This window comes from Mucilaginibacter pineti (assembly GCF_900101875.1).
GTDB lineage: Bacteria > Bacteroidota > Bacteroidia > Sphingobacteriales > Sphingobacteriaceae > Mucilaginibacter > Mucilaginibacter pineti.
Map to the genome: position 1 here is coordinate 86,751 of NZ_FNAI01000009.1, position 16,564 is coordinate 103,314.

Here is a 16,564-nt window from a genome sequence, read left to right on the forward strand (position 1 = left end):
TTAAATAATAGCCCGCCAGTTTACTTTAATAAATGGTGGCGCTATATAAATTATTGGCTTTTTCAGTTAAGTTAATTGAAGGCATGTCACAGAAATCGTTTGTGTCTATTACGCCATCACCATTAGTGTCCTGAATCTTGGGACGCCCAATCTGATTAGATTCAAAGCCCTGCCCTTTTGGAGGGCTACTGTCTACTTCTTCCTGGGTTCTAAAAATACCAATAGGCAGCCAGCCAAAGATATAATTTTTATGTTCGTATCCTTTAGCATCTACCGTTTCTGCAACCACAAAATATTTTGCTCTATAAGCCACAGATATTTTAACCTTTCCATCTTGTCCCGTTACCGCAATATACGAAGCGGTATCATTACCTACATCTATTTGAGTTTTGGTGTATAAATTAACAGTTACACCACTCGCAACCTTTCCGGTCAGGTAATCAGTAACAGTAACTTCAACAATTGTTTCTGGCGTTTTATTTTCCTTCTTACAGGAAAATATGCCCAGTATAATCGTAGATAAAAGTATAGCAATAATCTTTTTCATGTATAATGTTGCTCTAAGGTTTGGTTTTGCCCGATACCGGGCCGTAAAAATATCGTAGTATGTATTTACACTTTCTTATAAATATCTCTTAAATTCCTACCCATTTCCTGATAATCCAGACCGTAGCCAACCACAAACTCATTTTCAATTTCGAAGCCTACGTATTTAAGTTCATCTATTTGGTTAGTCAAGGCAGCTGGTTTAAGCAGCAGGGAACATACTTTTATTGATGCGGGGTTACGTTGCTTTAATTTATCTAACAGGTAATGGAGCGTATTGCCGGTATCAACAATATCCTCAATAATTAATACATCGCGGCCTTTTATATCTACAATTAAATCAATATCATCGCGAATTTTCAGCTTGCTGGTAGTGCCGCCATAGTAGGAGGCCAGCTTGGTGAAGGCTATTTCGCAGGGGATATCTATTTGTTTTATAAGGTCGGCAATAAATAAAAAACTGCCGTTAAGTACACCAACAAACACGGGGATGCTGCCGGCAAAATCTACATTTAGTTGCTGCCCAATGGCCCTGGTACGTTCCTCAATAATATCTGCGCTGATAAGAGGTTCAAACTCCAGATCTGCAATTTTGATTTTCATATGGTTATTTAGATGTTTAGGGGTAATATTACTAATATTATAGCAGCGAAACTTATGATTTCAATGGACTAAAATACTACAAATCACTTACAATAACACGAAAATATTTGTAACGTATATACGCTATCTTTGCAGCTCATGATTGATTACCAGGTCCACACGCTCCCCAACGGCATCCGTATTTTATTTAAGCACGCGCCATTTACCGTAACACACTGCTGCTTTATTGTAAATGCCGGCTCGCGCGATGAGCTCGAAGGCCAGGAGGGGCTGGCCCATTTCATTGAACACCTGCTGTTTAAAGAAACCGAAAGGCGTAATACCAACCAGATATTAAACCGCCTGGAGCTTGTAGGGGCCGATCTTAACGCTTATACCACTAAAGAATACACCTGCATTCACGCTTCGCTGCTTAACGAGCACCTGGAACGGGCAATTGATCTTTTTGAGGATATATTATTCCACTCCACCTTTCCGGAAGAAGAACTGGAAAAAGAACGCGGCGTGATCCTCGACGAGATTGCATCGTACCTGGACCAGCCCGAGGAAGCTATCCAGGATGATTTTGAAGAGTTATTATTCAAAGACGAACCTTTTGGTAAAAACATATTAGGTACCACAGATACCGTAGCGAAAATGAGCAGCGCCGATATGCGCGCATTTATAGCGGCAAACTACAGCACATCTGAAATGATATTTGCCGTACACGGGAATTATGATTTTAAGAAGGTAGTTAAACTGTCAGAAAAATACTTTGGCGATGTTGCGGCAAATACAGCTACTAAGAAACGGATTAAGCCAAGGGGCAATGGCAATGGGATCCACAGTATCGAAAAACCGATATCGCAAACACATTGCATCATAGGCAACCAGGCTTATTCATCTTCGCATCACCATAAAACTGGTTTGCTGCTTTTAAATAACCTGCTGGGGGGGATGGGCATGAGCAGCCGGCTTAACCTGGAAATCCGCGAAAAATACGGTATCGCATATACCATAGAATCAAATTACACCACCTTTACAGATACCGGCATTTTTTCTATTTATTTTGGAACGGATGTAGAAAAAGCGGATAAAGCCGCCAAACTTGTGCATAAAGAATTAAAGAAGCTGCGCGACCAAAAGCTCGGAACCCTGCAACTGCACCAGGCCAAACAAAAGTTTATTGGGCAAATTGCACTGGCCGAAGAGAACCGAATGAGCCTGATAATTTCAATGGCCAAAAGTCTGCTTGATTTCAATCATATTGATACGCTGGAAGATCTTTTTGCCAAAATAAACGCCGTAACTGCCGGGCAATTGCTTGAAATAAGCAACGAAATATTTGATAATGACCGGATGATTACTTTGAAGTTTGAGCCTAAAAAATAAACCTGTATTTTTGCATAATGAAATGATTGTTGAGTTGTTGTTAAAATACCAACGCATGCTCATGATAATTTCGCTGTATATTAACATATCACATTAATGAAATACCCTATTATTGCCTACGGAGATCCTGTTTTAAGAAAAAAAGCAACGGCATTTGAGCCAGATGAATATCCGCATATAAAAGAGCTTGTTGAAAATATGTTTGAAACCATGTACGCTGCTCATGGTGTTGGCTTGGCTGCACCACAAGTTGGTATGTCTATGCGGTTGTTTGTTGTTGATGCTTCTGTTTTTGATGACGAAGACCCATCATTGAAAGGCTTTAAAAAAGCATTCCTGAACGCTACTATTTTAGAAGAAACCGGCGAAGAGTGGGGTTTTAACGAAGGCTGCCTCAGCATCCCGGATATCCGCGAAGATGTATACCGTAAACCAACAGTAAAATTGTCTTACTATGACGAGAACTGGAAACACCATGAAGAAAGCTTCTCTGGTATGGCAGCGCGCGTTATTCAGCACGAGTATGACCATATTGAAGGTAAGTTGTTTACCGATAAACTAAGTCCACTGCGTAAGCGCCTTATTGAGAAAAGATTGAAAGACATATCAAGGGGAGCGGTAAGTGTTGATTACAAAATGAAATTTCCCGACGTTAAGAAGGGAAGATAATCTGGGGTTTTCTGTGGCCGGTGGTGTGTAATCTGTGGTCGGGGGACTTAGATTGGAGGTCTGTTGTCTGAAATTTGATGTCTTTTATTCAGATAGCGTAGCATCGGCTTCACACCTCAATTAACACACCTCACACTACTGCCCTCACACCTCAGACAACACGCCACAGAATCCTATTTACTATCGCCGTCAGATATCGACTTTATTAAACTGCCCCATGCCAGCGGGTTAAGCAGAGGGTTGGGTGTTAACGAATGCGAATTTAATATAGTGGTGTGCATGGCTTGCGCATTGGCCGATTGTATTTCCTGCGCGTTCCGTGGCAATACATTAGACATTGCTACCATAGAGGTACGGCTGATATTTTTACGGGCAATCTCCAGGTCGTCATCGGCAAGTTTTATAGCTAAAAAATCCTTCTTAAACTCATCGATAGTAGCCCATGGAAATATATGGAAAGTTGGCAGGTTGATGATGGTTGCTTTTAAATTTACCTGGGTTGTATAGCTTTTAGCGGCAAGGTTTGCCGGAATCACTACCGTAAACGGGGCATAACCTATACAGGTAAAGCGAATGGTATCCTGCTCGTGCGCCACAAAAGAAAAATAACCTTTATAGTTTGTTTGGGTAACCGCGCTATGCGAAGAGGTATTGGTAACGCTTACGTAAGGAACAATAATATTTGTACTATCGGCATTATGAACAACACCCGAAAACTGCACAATTGGCTTTTCCTGGTGGTTTTGCGCAAATGTGGTTATCGTTGCAAATAAAAATAATATGACAACTAAATATTTCATATATCTATCCCCTTTCCCGTATCTTAATATTACTGATATGAAGGGAAAAAGTTTCAAAACTTTAATCAAAAGTAAGTTAATGCCGTAAATAAACCCGGTTTTTAACAATACTTAACACTATCTTAAATTCTCGGGAAGTACTGCGTTCGGATCGTCAATATCCGTTAGGTTTATAGCTTCAATGCCGGTAACTTCGGGCACAGCTTTTTTAATAGCCTGCTCAATGCCTGCCTTTAATGTCATGATACTCATAGGGCAAGAGCCGCATGAACCTAATAATTTTAATTTAACCACACCTTCAGGAGTGATCTCCTCTACAGAAACATTCCCACCATCAGCCTCTAAATACGGACGTATTGTATCTAAAGCTGATTCTACCTGACTTAATAAACTCATTTTTACCAATTTATAACAGAAGTAAAGTTATCAATAATTTACAATATTTCTTAGTTCAATATTTGCCGCCCTGCATACCATATAAACGGCAAAATATCTGGAATCTTTTATCCCCTGCTCTATATATCTTTTATCGCGGCCTACACGGTTGCAATTGCTCCATTGCCCAATGCTTTGGCGTTTGAAATAGCCACCTGCTGCGCTACGCGCTGCGCCATATCTGTAAATGCCTTGGTCATTACACCATCTTCCTGTAAAATAGTAGGTATACCTGCATCGCCAGAATCACTAATGCTTTTTACCAGCGGAATTTCACCTAAAAATGGTACATCAAGCTGGCTGGCTAATTTTTGCCCCCCGCCTTTTCCAAAAATATAATATTTATTGTCGGGCAGTTCGGCTGGTGTAAAGTAGCTCATGTTTTCAACTACACCCAGTATTGGCACATTTATGGCAGGCATCATGAACATGCCCACGCCTTTTTTAGCATCAGCAAGGGCCACGTTTTGTGGCGTTGTTACAATTACCGCCCCTGTTACCGGGAAGGTTTGTGTAATGGTGATATGGATATCACCTGTACCCGGTGGCAAATCAATAACCAGGTAATCCAGTTCGCCCCAGTCAGCATCGTTAAATAATTGCTTAACGGCAGTTGATACCATTGGTCCGCGCCAGGGCACAGGCTGGTTTGGGTCGGTAAAGAAACCTATAGAAAGCAATTTTATGCCATATTTTTCAATGGGTTCAATACGGGTTTTGCCATCAACAACACTGGCCTGCGGGCGCGCGCCTTCCAGTCCAAACATAATGGGTACTGATGGACCGTAAATATCCGCATCTATCAATCCCACTTTGGCGCCAGATTTTGCCAGGCCAAGGGCAAGGTTTGCCGCCACTGTTGATTTACCAACACCGCCTTTGCCGGATGCTACCGCTATAATATTCTTAACGCCGGGGACACCTGTGTTTTTTTGCGTGGTAACGCGCGATGTCATGTTAACGCTTACAACAGCTTCTTTACTTATAAAATGGCTGATGGCGTTGCGGCAGGCATTTTCAATAAGCGCCTTTAGTGGGCACGCCGGCGTAGTTAATATTACCGAAAAACTTACGTTAAGCCCTTCAATATGTATATCCTGAATCATGTTGAGGGTAACGAGGTCTTTTTTAAGATCCGGCTCTTCTACATTGCCCAGTGCTTGTAAAACTTGTTCTTTAGTGATTATCATAATATTTAAAGCAAATTTATGGAAAACGAGGCGTTGATTTGTGTTTGTAAGGAAACAATTTGTATAAACATCCGTTTTGCAGAGGATAAGAATTAAATTAGTTTTGGAAAAATTTATACATGAAGCGCCTCAATCCTAAATATATACGCATAGCCGCCTTTATACTCGTCCCACTGTTAATTATATTGTTAATAGGTGGTTACATAGCCTATTCAAAACGCGAGGGGCTGCTGCAAAGCGCCATCGTCAAAGCTAAAGCTAAAGCTAAAAAGGATTATAATTTAGATGTAAAAATAGGTTCGGCCCGTTTTACCGGTACCAGCACGGTATCGTTTTCTGATATTACTATAGTGCCCGAAAACCGGGACAGCCTGTTGAGTATAAAAAATCTATCAGTTAGTGTAAAATTATTGCCGCTTATTGTTGGCGAGATAAAACTATCTGATGTATACCTGCAGGACGGATTTATAAACCTCACCAGCATAAAGGGCGTTAAAAACTTCGATTTTCTGTTTAAAAAGAAACGTGATACCACATCAACCCATAAATCGGACTTAAGCGAATTGGCTAATAACCTGGTTAACGAGGTTTTATACAAAATTCCCGATAACCTGTCGCTCAGTAATTTTTCATTGAGTTTTAAGGATGATAGCAGCCAGGTTAAATTGCTCACAAAAGCAGCACAGATAAAAGATGGTGACCTAACATCTACCATTGATGTGGATAACGGTGAATCGATCTGGCACCTGGCAGGTAAAATGCATCCGTCAGACAAGGATATCGACGTAAAGCTTTATGCCGATGGTAAAAAAATAGAATTGCCAATAATTCAAAAAAAGCTTCATCTTAAAATTAATGCCGATACCATATCTACCAAACTTACCAAAGTTGAGCATAGTAGCGGCGAAACAAAAATTTATGGCTCATGGGCTGTCAGCAACCTTGTTTTAAATCACCCCGGCCTATCACCCAATGATATTATTTTCCCCAAGGCATCAATAGATGCTAATTTATTTGTAGGCGAAAATTATGTATCTATTGATAGTTCATCAATGATACATATCAAAAATGTTACTGCCCGGCCATTTGTTAAATACACCCTCAGCCCAACAAAAATATACGAGCTAAAAGTAAATACGGACTGGCTGAGTGCTGCCGATCTTTTCGACTCATTTCCGCAGGGAATGTTTGATGCCCTTGATGGCATACAGGTTGCCGGTAAGTTAAAATACAGTATGCATTTATATATGGATGCCTCCAAAATTGATGACCTGCAGTTTGATTCGCGATTGGATAAGGATGGGTTCAGGATAGTAAAATACGGCAAAACCGACCTTGGTAAGTTAAACAGTCCGTTTGTATATACGCCCTACGAAAAAGGAAAACCGATGACTCCGCATTTTATAGGGCCTGATAATCCTGAGTTTACGCCACTGGAGCAAATAAATCCCAATCTGCGCAATGCAGTGATGACTGCCGAAGACCCCTCATTTTATACCAATCACGGTTTTGTTGAAGAGGCCTTCCGTAAATCACTGGCTACCGATTTTAAAACAAAGAAATTTAAGCGCGGCGCCAGTGGCATATCCATGCAATTGGTAAAAAATTCCTTTTTAAACCGGGATAAAAACCTGGTGCGAAAAATTGAAGAGATCCTGATAGTTTGGATCATTGAAAACAACCGCATTATGAGTAAAAACCGAATGCTGGAGGTGTACCTTAATATTATTGAATGGGGACGCAATATTTACGGTATTGGAGAGGCCTCGCGGTTTTACTTTGGCAAAGCACCGTCTGAACTTACACTGGGCGAAAGTATTTACCTGGCCAGTATTGTTCCCTATCCTAAAGGTGGTTTGTATGCCTTTCAGCCTGATGGAACGCTTCGGCCGGGACTGCATGGCTACTTTAACCTTATTGGCCGTTTAATGGCTGGTAAGGGGCTTACGCAGCGCGACACCAGCGCGTATGGCTTTTATGGTGTGCGCCTGCGCGAAAGTTTACGGCAAACCATTGCTCCTGTTGATACCGCCACGGCCGATAGCCTCATGAAACATAGCAGCGATGATAGCGAAGATCTGCCCGTTATTGAAGAGCCTGTAAAAAGACCAAGTTTTTTCCAGCGCTTGTTTGGTAAAAAAGATACAACCGAACAAAAGCAGGAAGAAAAGGAAAAGCTAAAGGAAAAAACCGCGAAGGAAAAGCTTAAAGAGCAAATAGAAGCCCTTAAGCAAGAGTACGAAAACCGCGAAAACAATATTGATACTGCCGGAAAAACAAAAAAAGATATCCGTGTAGAAAAGCGACGTTTAAAGCAGGAAGAGAAGGATAAAGAGAAGGAATTGAAGGATAAAGCTAATTTATAGAATTACTATTGTGTGACGATTTTAAATGTTTAAACATCTATTTTTGTTTAAATAATTTAATTAAACCATGTCATTAATAGAAAAATTACAATGGCGCGCAGCCGTTAAACAATTTGATAAAAATAAAAAATTAAGCGATACTCAATTAGATAGCCTGTTGAGCGCAATTCAGCTTGCTCCTACTTCGTTGGGCTTACAATCATTCAAAGTTATTGTTGTTCAGGATGCCGAAACACGCCAGAAACTGCGTGCCGCCGGTTATAACCAGGCACAAATCACTGATGCTTCAGTTCTTTTCGTTTTTGCTTCATTAACCAAGCTTGATGAGGATTTTGGTAAAAAATTCATTGATCTGGTAGCTTCACAACGCAGTATTGATCGCGTAAATCTTGAGGGTTACGAGCAAATGGTTTTAGGCACGCTAAGCAGCCGTACCGATGAGCAAAAAGTTGCCTGGTCACACAAACAAGCATATATAGCATTAGGCGTTTTGGTAGCAGAAGCTGCCGAAATAGGAGTTGATGCAGCCCCAATGGAAGGTTTTGATGCCGCCCAGTTTGATGAAATTTTAGGTTTAACAGAAAAAGGCTTAACCACATCTGTTATTGCAGCAGTAGGTTTCCGTGCCGATGAAGACCAATACAGCAAAATGATAAAAGTACGCCGCCCAAAAAGCGAATTGTTTTTGCACGTATAATTGATTTAAAAGTAGTTCTATAGTTCATTGATTATGAACCGTATAAATGTAAAAGAGCGATGGGTTATATAACCCATCGCTCTTTTGTTTTAGCGGCTGTAGTAAACTATAAACTACTCGACTGAAGACGACTTTCTGATAAATAACTTTGATTTAAGTATTACTTCTCTCTTATGATTTGAGCCTGCTTTTTCTTCAAGGGCCTCAAACAGCAAGTTGGCGGCTTTAATGCCCATTTCGTAAGCCGGCTGTGTAATAGTTGATAACGCCGGATTAAGCAAGGGGGCTATCCCCAGGCTCGAGAAGCTGATCACTTTCAAATCTCTTGGGATAGATATATTTAAATCATAACAAACGGCGTAAGTGGCAAAAGCCAGGCGCTCAACCGAACTGAAAATGCCATCAGGCTTAATTTCCTGCAATACTTTCGTAAGGATCTTATGGTTCACCTTTTCATCATTACTGCAATCAATCACCAGTTCATCATCAAAGGCTATGTTGTGCTTTTGCAAAGCATCTACATAGCCTTGCATCCGCACCTTGCCAATGGATATGCTTTTATTTACTACAAGGTAGGCCACACGGCGGCATCCCGTTTGCAGCAAATGTTCGGTAGCGGCAAAGCTACTGTCATAGTCATTGGTGGTTACCTTGGCCGCTTCAATATCCTCATAAACTCTGTCAAAAAATACCACAGGCATGTGTTTTTTCTCCAGTTGGCGCAGGTAATTGTGATCATTGGCCTCTCCAGATACCGACATGATAATGCCATCTACCTTTCCATTATTGAGGTAGTTTACAAAGGATACTTCCTTTTCAAAAATATCATCTGTACGATAAAGCAGTATATAAAATCCTTTTTTGCGGGCAACTTCTTCAATGCCGTTTATAGCCTGCGAAAAAAAGTCATTAGCTATTTCGGGGATAATTACGGCCAGGGTTTTTGTTTTTTTGTCGCGCAGGTTGCTGGCGTAATGATTGGGTAAAAAGTTATGCTGCTTGGCAAACTCCAGTATACGTTCTTTGGTATCCTTGTTAATATCAGAGCTGCCGTTAAACGCCCTCGAAATAGTTGAAGTAGATATGTTGAGCTCCTTCGCCAGTTTCTTAATATTATCAATATCCATTTCTAATCCTGCTAAATCATTTTTTCATGCCAAATGTAATAAAACAGATTAATTGTGTTTGCTATTTTAATCTTAATTATTGTTAAAATATCACTAATTGCATGCAGAATTCTATACACATTTTGTAGTGTTTGGTCGCCTTTAACTGTAAGTTAATCAGTGGCATGCGCTTTGTATATCATATTACGAAGGGATGGAAACTATAATGGCAAAGAAAATATTAATAGTAGATGATAATGAGTTGATGATTGAAGTAATGACCTATATTTTAATAAGTAATGGTTATGAAGTAATATCATTCAATCACGGAGAAAATATCTTTAACAATATCAAAGCAAATCACCCCGACCTGGTGATTCTTGATGCGTTGTTACCCGGCATGGACGGCCGCGATATATGCAAGCTTATAAAGCTTAATAAAAACACCCGGGATCTGCCTGTAATCATATGCTCGGGCAGTGATGATATTGACGAGTCTTTAACTCAAAAAGGTGCGCCGAACGATGTGCTGCACAAGCCCTTCGATATAAATAACCTGATTGAGAAAGTGGAATACCAGCTTGCCGCGTAAAAACAGTTCGTTAATTAATGCGTTGATAATCAGTTAACAAGTAAAGGGCGAAGCCTTTTAACTGTTAGTTTTTACTTTAAAATACCGGGGTTTATATTAACAATTGTATATTTACCCGGAGAGAAGACAAAGATGGGACTGCCACTAAGAATTACATATAACGATACCGATCACGTTTATCAGATCAATACATCCCCTATTAACAAGGCTACTGAAGAGATAGAAATTTTGTTGAATGGAGAAAAAATTACCCTTCAAAAAGACGCAAGGAACGTGTGGATTCAAAAAGGTGACGGCGACCTGATTGATCCCGAATTAGCCCAGGCTTTAGGACGATCCGTATCTTTAAGATTCAGAATGTAATAGTTGCTCTCATTAAGTTTGTATTATATTTTACTATCAATATCTTCTCAATCAAGCATTTCTCTGTAGGCAACAACCCCACCCGCCTATTAGCATTGTTACAATTATTAAGCAGTATGTTTTATAAATTGTACCAATAAATCTATCTCCATATGTTGCTTAAAATTAAGGCCTGCTGCATTGGCATTATATTATCATTTCCCCCATTTATTTTATTAGCCCAACAGGTAAACTATCCACCGGCTAATAAGGTTGCTGCCGACTTTAAAAAACTGTTAGAAAGGCCGCGTGTTTCGTTGAATCCGTCTTTCCAGATAATTAAAACAGATTCTGTTATTATTGAACATGGCTTTATTTACAGCGAGGTGAATGAGCGCGTGCCCATCCTTATTTATAAACCAGTTACGGGCGCCAAATCATACCCCACAGTTATTTTTCTTCATGGCACAGGCGGTAAAAAGGAAGATAATAAAGGTGTTCTTTATCAATTGGTTAAAAGAGGGATCATTGGCGTTTCTATTGATGCGCGTTTTCATGGCGAACGTATAGCCGGTGGGGCACACGGCTCAAAGGAATATGTAGCCGCCGCCACTGCTGCCTGGGAAAATAAGGATAAAACTCACCAAACACATCCGTTTTTGTTTGACACCGCATTTGACTTGTGGCGCGTTACCGACTACTTAGTAAGCAGGCCCGATGTTGATGCGGCCCGCATTGGCATGGGTGGCATATCAATGGGAGGTATTGAAACCTGGCTTTCGGCCTCGGTTGATAAACGGATTAAGGTTATTGTGCTGGATATATCGGTGCAAAGCTTTAAGTGGTCATTAGATAATGATAAATGGCAGGCACGTGCGGGCACTATACAAAGGACTCATTTGCAGGCAGCCAAAGACATGGGCGATTCCTCTTTAAACAAGAGAAATGTAAAAGCCGTATGGGATAAGTTGCTTCCCGGTATTACCGGCGAGTTTGACTGCCCGTCTATGTTAAGACTTATGGCGCCAAGGGCATTGCTGATAGTGGGTACCGAAAATGACCCCAACTGTCCGCTTCCGGGAGCAGATATAGCTTACACATCGGCAATGAACATTTATACCTCAAAAAATGCTGCGGATAAAATTAAGCGTGACGTAACACCAAAACTATTCCACACCTCCACGCCCGAACATTTAAAAATGACGCTGGATTGGTTTAGTAAATGGCTATAAAAATTGGGTTACTTGCCCCAACAGTAACACTGTTATAAATAATGGTTTTTTTAAATATGCCACAAAAAAATTACCGGGAATAGTTTTAAATAAATTCCAATAGATATTAACAAGCCACGTAGTTTGTGGTCGTTGCAATAATTTAAGTGTTAAGCTTGTTATTATCAGGAAAATAACTATTTTTATTTCTTAATTAAACCCAACCTTATCATGAAAATTAAAGCGCTATTAGTTATTTTGCTTTTTATTGCCCCGTTTTTTACTAAAGCCCAAACAGTAGAAATTTCCGCCTCGGAGTCCGATGCCAAAATTGTTGTTGACGGCCAACTTTTAGGAACCGGCAATATGAAAATTAAAGTTCCCAAAAACTCTTGTGTTAATGTTAAAGTCCAAAAAGCTGGTTATTTAAAATATGAGCAAACCTTTTGTAATAAGAAGGGTATGGCAGATCCGCCGAAGAAACAGTTTTTTGACATGAAAAAAGATGACGCCGAAGAAGCATCAATTAAAACAGACCAGGCAAACATCGATTTTTCAATTGAGGTTAACAAAAAACAAGATCCAACAGAAGTATGGAAAAAAGTTAATCAGATTGTTACCGACTATTTCGATGCTATTGAGGTAGCGGATAAAGAAACATCTTATTTACGAACCGCCTGGAGTATCCAAAGCTTCATGCAAAATACAATCAGAACAAGATTGATAATAAAATTGGCTAAAAGCGAGCCATTAACCTATAAAGTTAAATTAGTAAGTGAATACTCGGGATCTGCTTTAACAAGTGTTAAGTCTGACGAGTTATTTCACGACTGGGACAGGGTTTTAAGAAAATATCAAAATGTGATATCTGACTTTACAACCCGTTTAGGTAATCAATAATTTGTAGGCGATTTTTGCTATTCGTATTTTAGTTTTAATAAAAAAAGCGTATCAGATAGAGATATTTTTCTATCCGATGCGCTTTTTAATTTTTCCTTAAGTAGCCCGCCTGTACGATTTTTGAACCATTTTCTGCATAATTTAAAGTTGTTGGCTAACTTGGTCATATCAGCGCATTATAGGTATTTAAACAACTATCTTAAAGCTATTTGACTCTAATTAACTCTCCATCGTCAAAACCTGTGGTAATGATAAGGTTATTGAATAAAAAGTTTTCGGATTTTTGAGAGAATATCGTTTTTAATGCTTGCTCCACTTCTGTAAGAACATCATTCCAGTCCTTTCCGACAATTGCTTCTGCGGGGACTGCAAAATATTTTACGTATGGCGCGGGGTCAAAATCAATTTTAGTGGCCCAATCATCGTTGTCAGAATCATACGCAATTGATCCTGTACAATATAAACTGTATCCGGTTTGAGTTTCAAAAATACCAAAGTAGATTGCTTTAACTTCAGGCTCAATAACAGAATTGTCGCTGATTTTCTTAATCCATTTGTACAAAATTTCCGATAGGTTCATACTGCAAACTAATAAACTATAGACAAACTTTAGAATGATATAAATAAAAGCTTGAAACGTAGATGTCATGTTTTCAATAAAATGAAAGTCGGAATTGGCATACTTCGAACCGATCGGGTCAAAAATGTTGTAAATTACATCTATCAGGCAAAGAGCGAATTGGAGGATAAAAAAAGACCAATCAGAAGCCATTCTGATTGGTCCTGTAAAGTCGGGATGAGAAGATTCGAACTTCCGACCTCCAGCACCCCATGCTGGCGCGATACCGGGCTACGCTACATCCCGCAATAGTGTACTGTTTGTACATAATTACGTTGCAAATATAATTTTTGTATAATTAAATCAAAACCGAAGTATAGGATCATTGCTATTGAGGGACTATTCGGTTTCAAGTTTTAATATGGCGTTGCGATCACCATCATAGTAATAGGTAATCCTTACATATAGGTTTTGCCGTATAACTCCACCATACAGAAATGTCTGATGATAGCCTGACCGTCCTTCTTCAAAATGGGAGTAATGGAATAAAGTGTCTTGCACTGTAAATTCTTCGCCATGTCCCTCCTTCGACTCAGGATAATAATTTTTAACAGTACCCTCCAGAATCTTAAGTTCCTTACTATTGCTGTTTAGTAAAGCTTTATCATGTCTATACACGTTGATCTCTAATATGTCGGTGCTTAAGAACATTAGAAAGAATATTGTAATTGGGACGAGGGCAAAAAGAAAAGGATTAACCTTGCCCCCTCCTCTGAGTGTGACTACTGCATTTCTTCCTTTTCGCAAGTACATCATAATGCAAAATGAAATCGCCAAAAGGAAAACTACACAACGAATTACCAATTGTAAAGTACTTCGCGGACTGTCATTGACGGTATTGTATACAGAATGTAAATGGTGCATAGTGTTCAGATCTGTTAATAATAATTATCTAAATCATTTGCTTTTTACAAGCACAAACTCAAAACTCTTTCTCATTGGATGAAATGAGTCATTTTCTTTGTAGATATCCTCTAAAAATTGTGTTGCTTATATACTGTAATATTCTCGGTATATAAATAATGCTACACTCCGTTTAGTTGGATATAAAATATCGTACCTCCACTCTGCCTGCTTTCAAACCAGATCTTACCTCCATGTTTTTCAATTATCTTTTTTGATATGGACAGGCCAAGACCAAATGGCTGCTCGCCGCCGGTGCCTACCCTTTTATTGGGGGTAAACATTTCAAAAATACCATCCTTGTTTTCTGCCGGTATGCCAATGCCATGGTCTGCTACAGAAACTAATATTTGTTTGTTGTTTTGCTTAATGCCAACATTAATAATACCGCCTTCGTGGCTGAATTTAATGGCGTTGACTATCAGGTTATTAAAAACACGCCACATTTTTTCATGATTGGCGGCCGCCATAATCGGTTTTTCATCGCCCGCAAATTCAATAAGCTGTTTTTTCTCTTTGGCCTTAAATTGAAGCAACTCAACAGAATCGAAAAGCAATTCTTTAAGGTTTATGATTTCTGTTGATATGGGCTCATTCTCATCGGCCAGACCAGATTTTAGTAGCTCATTGATCATCTCCATAGTATGTGTTCCTGTCGATTCAATCAATCTTATCATGTGCCGGTTATCTTCAGAAAAATCATCCTCATCAAGCAACATCGAGGCTAAGCCGGTTATACCCCATAGCGGGTTCCTGAGATCATGTGCCATTACCCGCATAATACGAATGTAGTTTTTGTTAGCCCGCTCTAACTCTGTAAGTGTAGTTTGTAGGTGTTTGGTATACACCATACTGCGGCGGTGGTTACTACGGCTTTTTTTAAGGTTGCGAGTAATCAGCACAATAATCACCAATGACAGTATAACAGCAATTGTTATTCCTACGAGGTATGTTTGTTTAAGCTTATCCTGTTGCTTTAATTCTGTAAGGGCCTGCTTTTGATGCAAAGAATTCAGTTCGCGTTCAACATCGAGCTTGTAAATTTTCGACGATTGGTTTTCCGTCGAGTCTTTTAAGCGGATAGATGTTTCAAGATAGGCGTAGGCTTTGTCGGTTTGCTTTATTTTAACCAGGTATTGTGCGTAATCTTTGTACCATCTTATCTCAAGGTCTGTACTCTGTTTACCAAACGTGTCAAGTAATCGCCTGGCTTTACCAAACGCGTCGGCAGCTTGCGTGTAATTACCGGTTATCACATTTAGTTCGGCCAGCTTTATGTAAGGCGGGATATGCAAGCCGTCAACATCGGGCACAGGAAGGCTCAGGCATTTTTTAAGATAGTCTGCTGCTGCTATTAAATTACCCCGTTTTAAATTAAGACCGCCAAGGTTATCAAAAACAACAGCGCTTGATGTACGTATGTAATATTTATCAAGAATGTTATCGTGGTCGGCTTTGTTAATCAGCTTTAAATCTTCCAGGTAATAATATTCGGCGCTATCCAGCTGTCCATCTTTTTCATAGGCAACCCCGGCGTTGTTAAGAGCTCCCTGTTTCATAACAAAAAACTTTTGCGCCGATACCGATTCGTTACATGATCCTATACGTCTGTAATTTTCCACCCAGTACTTTGCAGCTATTTTATAGTTTTTTTGAGAATAATATATGCCGGCAATTTTTGCCGCCAACATTCCGTCGTCGCAGCTGCCGCTGGCCAATAGCTTTTTACATTGATCATAGTAGTCAAGCGCCTGGTTAAATTGTTTCAGGCGCATGCAGGCATCGCCTTTCACCAGCAAAATTTTTAAATATTCATCCGGATACTTTTTGGGGTTAACTTTATTGTTAAAAAAAGCCAGGGCACTATCTATATAGCGCGTCATTAGCGGTACATTATAGATATTATGCTCGGCCTCAATGCGATAATACTCACAAATAAAAGGATCGGTAGCTTTAATCTGATGGCGAAGGTTTTCAAGCATTGCCATAGCACTATCGCCGCGGCCGGCAATTATCAGGCTGTCAACCGTCGAAAACCGTTGTTTTACTTTAATATCTTCATCTTTCCCCGGCTTTACGCATGATGATATCAAAATAACAACAATAGTTATATATAATAATAATTTCAAGCTGCTATGCAGATTAAAGTTTTTACAGTTGGCGGCTATCAATTGGTGTTTGGTATCGGTTTAAATTATAAGGAAATTTATTTGC

The 16,564-nt window shown here is 39.7% G+C and carries 16 protein-coding genes and 1 tRNA gene; 8 read left to right on the plus strand and 9 right to left on the minus strand.

Translation table 11 applies throughout. From position 1 onward, the window contains the following. Positions 1-25: 25 nt before the first annotated feature. A complete protein-coding gene (locus BLS59_RS18675; RefSeq protein WP_091151394.1) occupies positions 26-547 on the minus strand; it encodes a hypothetical protein in 522 nt (173 codons plus the stop codon). Between the two features lie 65 nt (positions 548-612). Next, on the minus strand, positions 613-1,149 hold the full coding sequence (gene hpt, locus BLS59_RS18680) for a hypoxanthine phosphoribosyltransferase (protein WP_091151396.1): 537 nt from the start codon (positions 1,147-1,149) through the stop codon (positions 613-615). Positions 1,150-1,290: 141 nt separating this feature from the next. Here hpt and BLS59_RS18685 point away from each other — a divergent pair, with 141 nt between their 5' ends. Next, a complete protein-coding gene (locus BLS59_RS18685) occupies positions 1,291-2,520 on the plus strand; it encodes a M16 family metallopeptidase (RefSeq protein WP_205411313.1) in 1,230 nt (409 codons plus the stop codon). A gap of 96 nt (positions 2,521-2,616) precedes the next feature. Then, the gene (def, locus tag BLS59_RS18690; protein WP_091151399.1) at positions 2,617-3,189 is read left to right on the plus strand and encodes a peptide deformylase; all 573 of its coding nucleotides are present in this window, start codon (positions 2,617-2,619) and stop codon (positions 3,187-3,189) included. 173 nt (positions 3,190-3,362) lie between these two features. Here the strand turns inward: def and BLS59_RS18695 are convergent, their stop codons facing one another. The 3 genes from BLS59_RS18695 to BLS59_RS18705 all read right to left on the minus strand — a co-directional run bounded on the left by BLS59_RS18695 (position 3,363) and on the right by BLS59_RS18705 (position 5,614). Next, positions 3,363-3,989, minus strand: a complete 627-nt coding sequence (locus BLS59_RS18695; protein ID WP_091151765.1) for a peptidase associated/transthyretin-like domain-containing protein — start codon at positions 3,987-3,989, stop codon at positions 3,363-3,365. Between the two features lie 117 nt (positions 3,990-4,106). Then, positions 4,107-4,385 (minus strand): NifU family protein, encoded by a 279-nt coding sequence (locus BLS59_RS18700; protein WP_091151400.1) that lies wholly within the window; start codon positions 4,383-4,385, stop codon positions 4,107-4,109. Positions 4,386-4,525: 140 nt separating this feature from the next. After that, complete coding sequence (locus tag BLS59_RS18705) at positions 4,526-5,614, minus strand: Mrp/NBP35 family ATP-binding protein (RefSeq protein WP_205411307.1); 1,089 nt, start codon at positions 5,612-5,614, stop codon at positions 4,526-4,528. 119 nt (positions 5,615-5,733) lie between these two features. Between BLS59_RS18705 and BLS59_RS18710 the strand changes: the two genes are divergently transcribed. Together BLS59_RS18710 and BLS59_RS18715 are read left to right on the plus strand one after the other, a co-directional pair. Next, positions 5,734-7,980 carry a transglycosylase domain-containing protein gene (locus BLS59_RS18710; protein WP_091151402.1) on the plus strand — a complete coding sequence of 749 codons (2,247 nt, stop codon included), beginning with the start codon at positions 5,734-5,736 and terminating at the stop codon, positions 7,978-7,980. Between the two features lie 67 nt (positions 7,981-8,047). Next, positions 8,048-8,677: an NAD(P)H-dependent oxidoreductase gene (locus BLS59_RS18715; protein ID WP_091151404.1), complete on the plus strand. Its 630-nt coding sequence runs from the start codon at positions 8,048-8,050 to the stop codon at positions 8,675-8,677. Between the two features lie 113 nt (positions 8,678-8,790). Here BLS59_RS18715 and BLS59_RS18720 read toward each other — a convergent pair whose 3' ends face one another. Next, positions 8,791-9,804 carry a LacI family DNA-binding transcriptional regulator gene (locus BLS59_RS18720; RefSeq protein WP_091151406.1) on the minus strand — a complete coding sequence of 338 codons (1,014 nt, stop codon included), beginning with the start codon at positions 9,802-9,804 and terminating at the stop codon, positions 8,791-8,793. Positions 9,805-9,997: 193 nt separating this feature from the next. On the opposite strand from BLS59_RS18720, the gene BLS59_RS18725 reads away from it, so the two are divergent. The 4 genes from BLS59_RS18725 to BLS59_RS18740 all read left to right on the plus strand — a co-directional run bounded on the left by BLS59_RS18725 (position 9,998) and on the right by BLS59_RS18740 (position 12,828). Continuing rightward, a complete protein-coding gene (locus BLS59_RS18725; RefSeq protein WP_091151407.1) occupies positions 9,998-10,375 on the plus strand; it encodes a response regulator in 378 nt (125 codons plus the stop codon). Positions 10,376-10,507: 132 nt separating this feature from the next. Beyond that, positions 10,508-10,738 carry a hypothetical protein gene (locus BLS59_RS18730; protein WP_091151409.1) on the plus strand — a complete coding sequence of 77 codons (231 nt, stop codon included), beginning with the start codon at positions 10,508-10,510 and terminating at the stop codon, positions 10,736-10,738. 152 nt (positions 10,739-10,890) lie between these two features. Beyond that, the gene (locus BLS59_RS18735; protein WP_091151411.1) at positions 10,891-11,949 is read left to right on the plus strand and encodes an alpha/beta hydrolase; all 1,059 of its coding nucleotides are present in this window, start codon (positions 10,891-10,893) and stop codon (positions 11,947-11,949) included. A 210-nt stretch (positions 11,950-12,159) separates the two neighbouring features. After that, positions 12,160-12,828: a hypothetical protein gene (locus tag BLS59_RS18740; RefSeq protein WP_091151413.1), complete on the plus strand. Its 669-nt coding sequence runs from the start codon at positions 12,160-12,162 to the stop codon at positions 12,826-12,828. Between the two features lie 205 nt (positions 12,829-13,033). On the opposite strand, the gene BLS59_RS18745 is transcribed toward BLS59_RS18740, so the two are convergent. The 3 genes from BLS59_RS18745 to BLS59_RS18760 all read right to left on the minus strand — a co-directional run bounded on the left by BLS59_RS18745 (position 13,034) and on the right by BLS59_RS18760 (position 16,479). Continuing rightward, positions 13,034-13,600 carry a hypothetical protein gene (locus tag BLS59_RS18745; protein ID WP_091151415.1) on the minus strand — a complete coding sequence of 189 codons (567 nt, stop codon included), beginning with the start codon at positions 13,598-13,600 and terminating at the stop codon, positions 13,034-13,036. Between the two features lie 19 nt (positions 13,601-13,619). Further along, a tRNA-Pro gene (locus BLS59_RS18750) sits at positions 13,620-13,693 on the minus strand. Positions 13,694-14,472: 779 nt separating this feature from the next. Continuing rightward, a complete protein-coding gene (locus tag BLS59_RS18760; protein ID WP_091151418.1) occupies positions 14,473-16,479 on the minus strand; it encodes a tetratricopeptide repeat-containing sensor histidine kinase in 2,007 nt (668 codons plus the stop codon). Positions 16,480-16,564 lie beyond the last annotated feature (85 nt).

Excerpts from the sequence above, each read along its gene's own strand:
- BLS59_RS18735 (WP_091151411.1), top strand. The coding sequence starts at position 10,891 with ATGTTGCTTAAAATTAAGGCCTGCTGCATTGGCATTATATTATCATTT.
- BLS59_RS18705 (WP_205411307.1), bottom strand. The coding sequence starts at position 5,614 with ATGATAATCACTAAAGAACAAGTTTTACAAGCACTGGGCAATGTAGAA.
- def (WP_091151399.1), top strand. The coding sequence starts at position 2,617 with ATGAAATACCCTATTATTGCCTACGGAGATCCTGTTTTAAGAAAAAAA.
- BLS59_RS18710 (WP_091151402.1), top strand. The coding sequence starts at position 5,734 with ATGAAGCGCCTCAATCCTAAATATATACGCATAGCCGCCTTTATACTC.
- BLS59_RS18745 (WP_091151415.1), bottom strand. The coding sequence starts at position 13,600 with ATGGCTTCTGATTGGTCTTTTTTTATCCTCCAATTCGCTCTTTGCCTG.
- BLS59_RS18730 (WP_091151409.1), top strand. The coding sequence starts at position 10,508 with ATGGGACTGCCACTAAGAATTACATATAACGATACCGATCACGTTTAT.
- BLS59_RS18715 (WP_091151404.1), top strand. The coding sequence starts at position 8,048 with ATGTCATTAATAGAAAAATTACAATGGCGCGCAGCCGTTAAACAATTT.
- BLS59_RS18740 (WP_091151413.1), top strand. The coding sequence starts at position 12,160 with ATGAAAATTAAAGCGCTATTAGTTATTTTGCTTTTTATTGCCCCGTTT.
- hpt (WP_091151396.1), bottom strand. The coding sequence starts at position 1,149 with ATGAAAATCAAAATTGCAGATCTGGAGTTTGAACCTCTTATCAGCGCA.
- BLS59_RS18720 (WP_091151406.1), bottom strand. The coding sequence starts at position 9,804 with ATGGATATTGATAATATTAAGAAACTGGCGAAGGAGCTCAACATATCT.
- BLS59_RS18725 (WP_091151407.1), top strand. The coding sequence starts at position 9,998 with ATGGAAACTATAATGGCAAAGAAAATATTAATAGTAGATGATAATGAG.
- BLS59_RS18700 (WP_091151400.1), bottom strand. The coding sequence starts at position 4,385 with ATGAGTTTATTAAGTCAGGTAGAATCAGCTTTAGATACAATACGTCCG.
- BLS59_RS18695 (WP_091151765.1), bottom strand. The coding sequence starts at position 3,989 with ATGAAATATTTAGTTGTCATATTATTTTTATTTGCAACGATAACCACA.
- BLS59_RS18675 (WP_091151394.1), bottom strand. The coding sequence starts at position 547 with ATGAAAAAGATTATTGCTATACTTTTATCTACGATTATACTGGGCATA.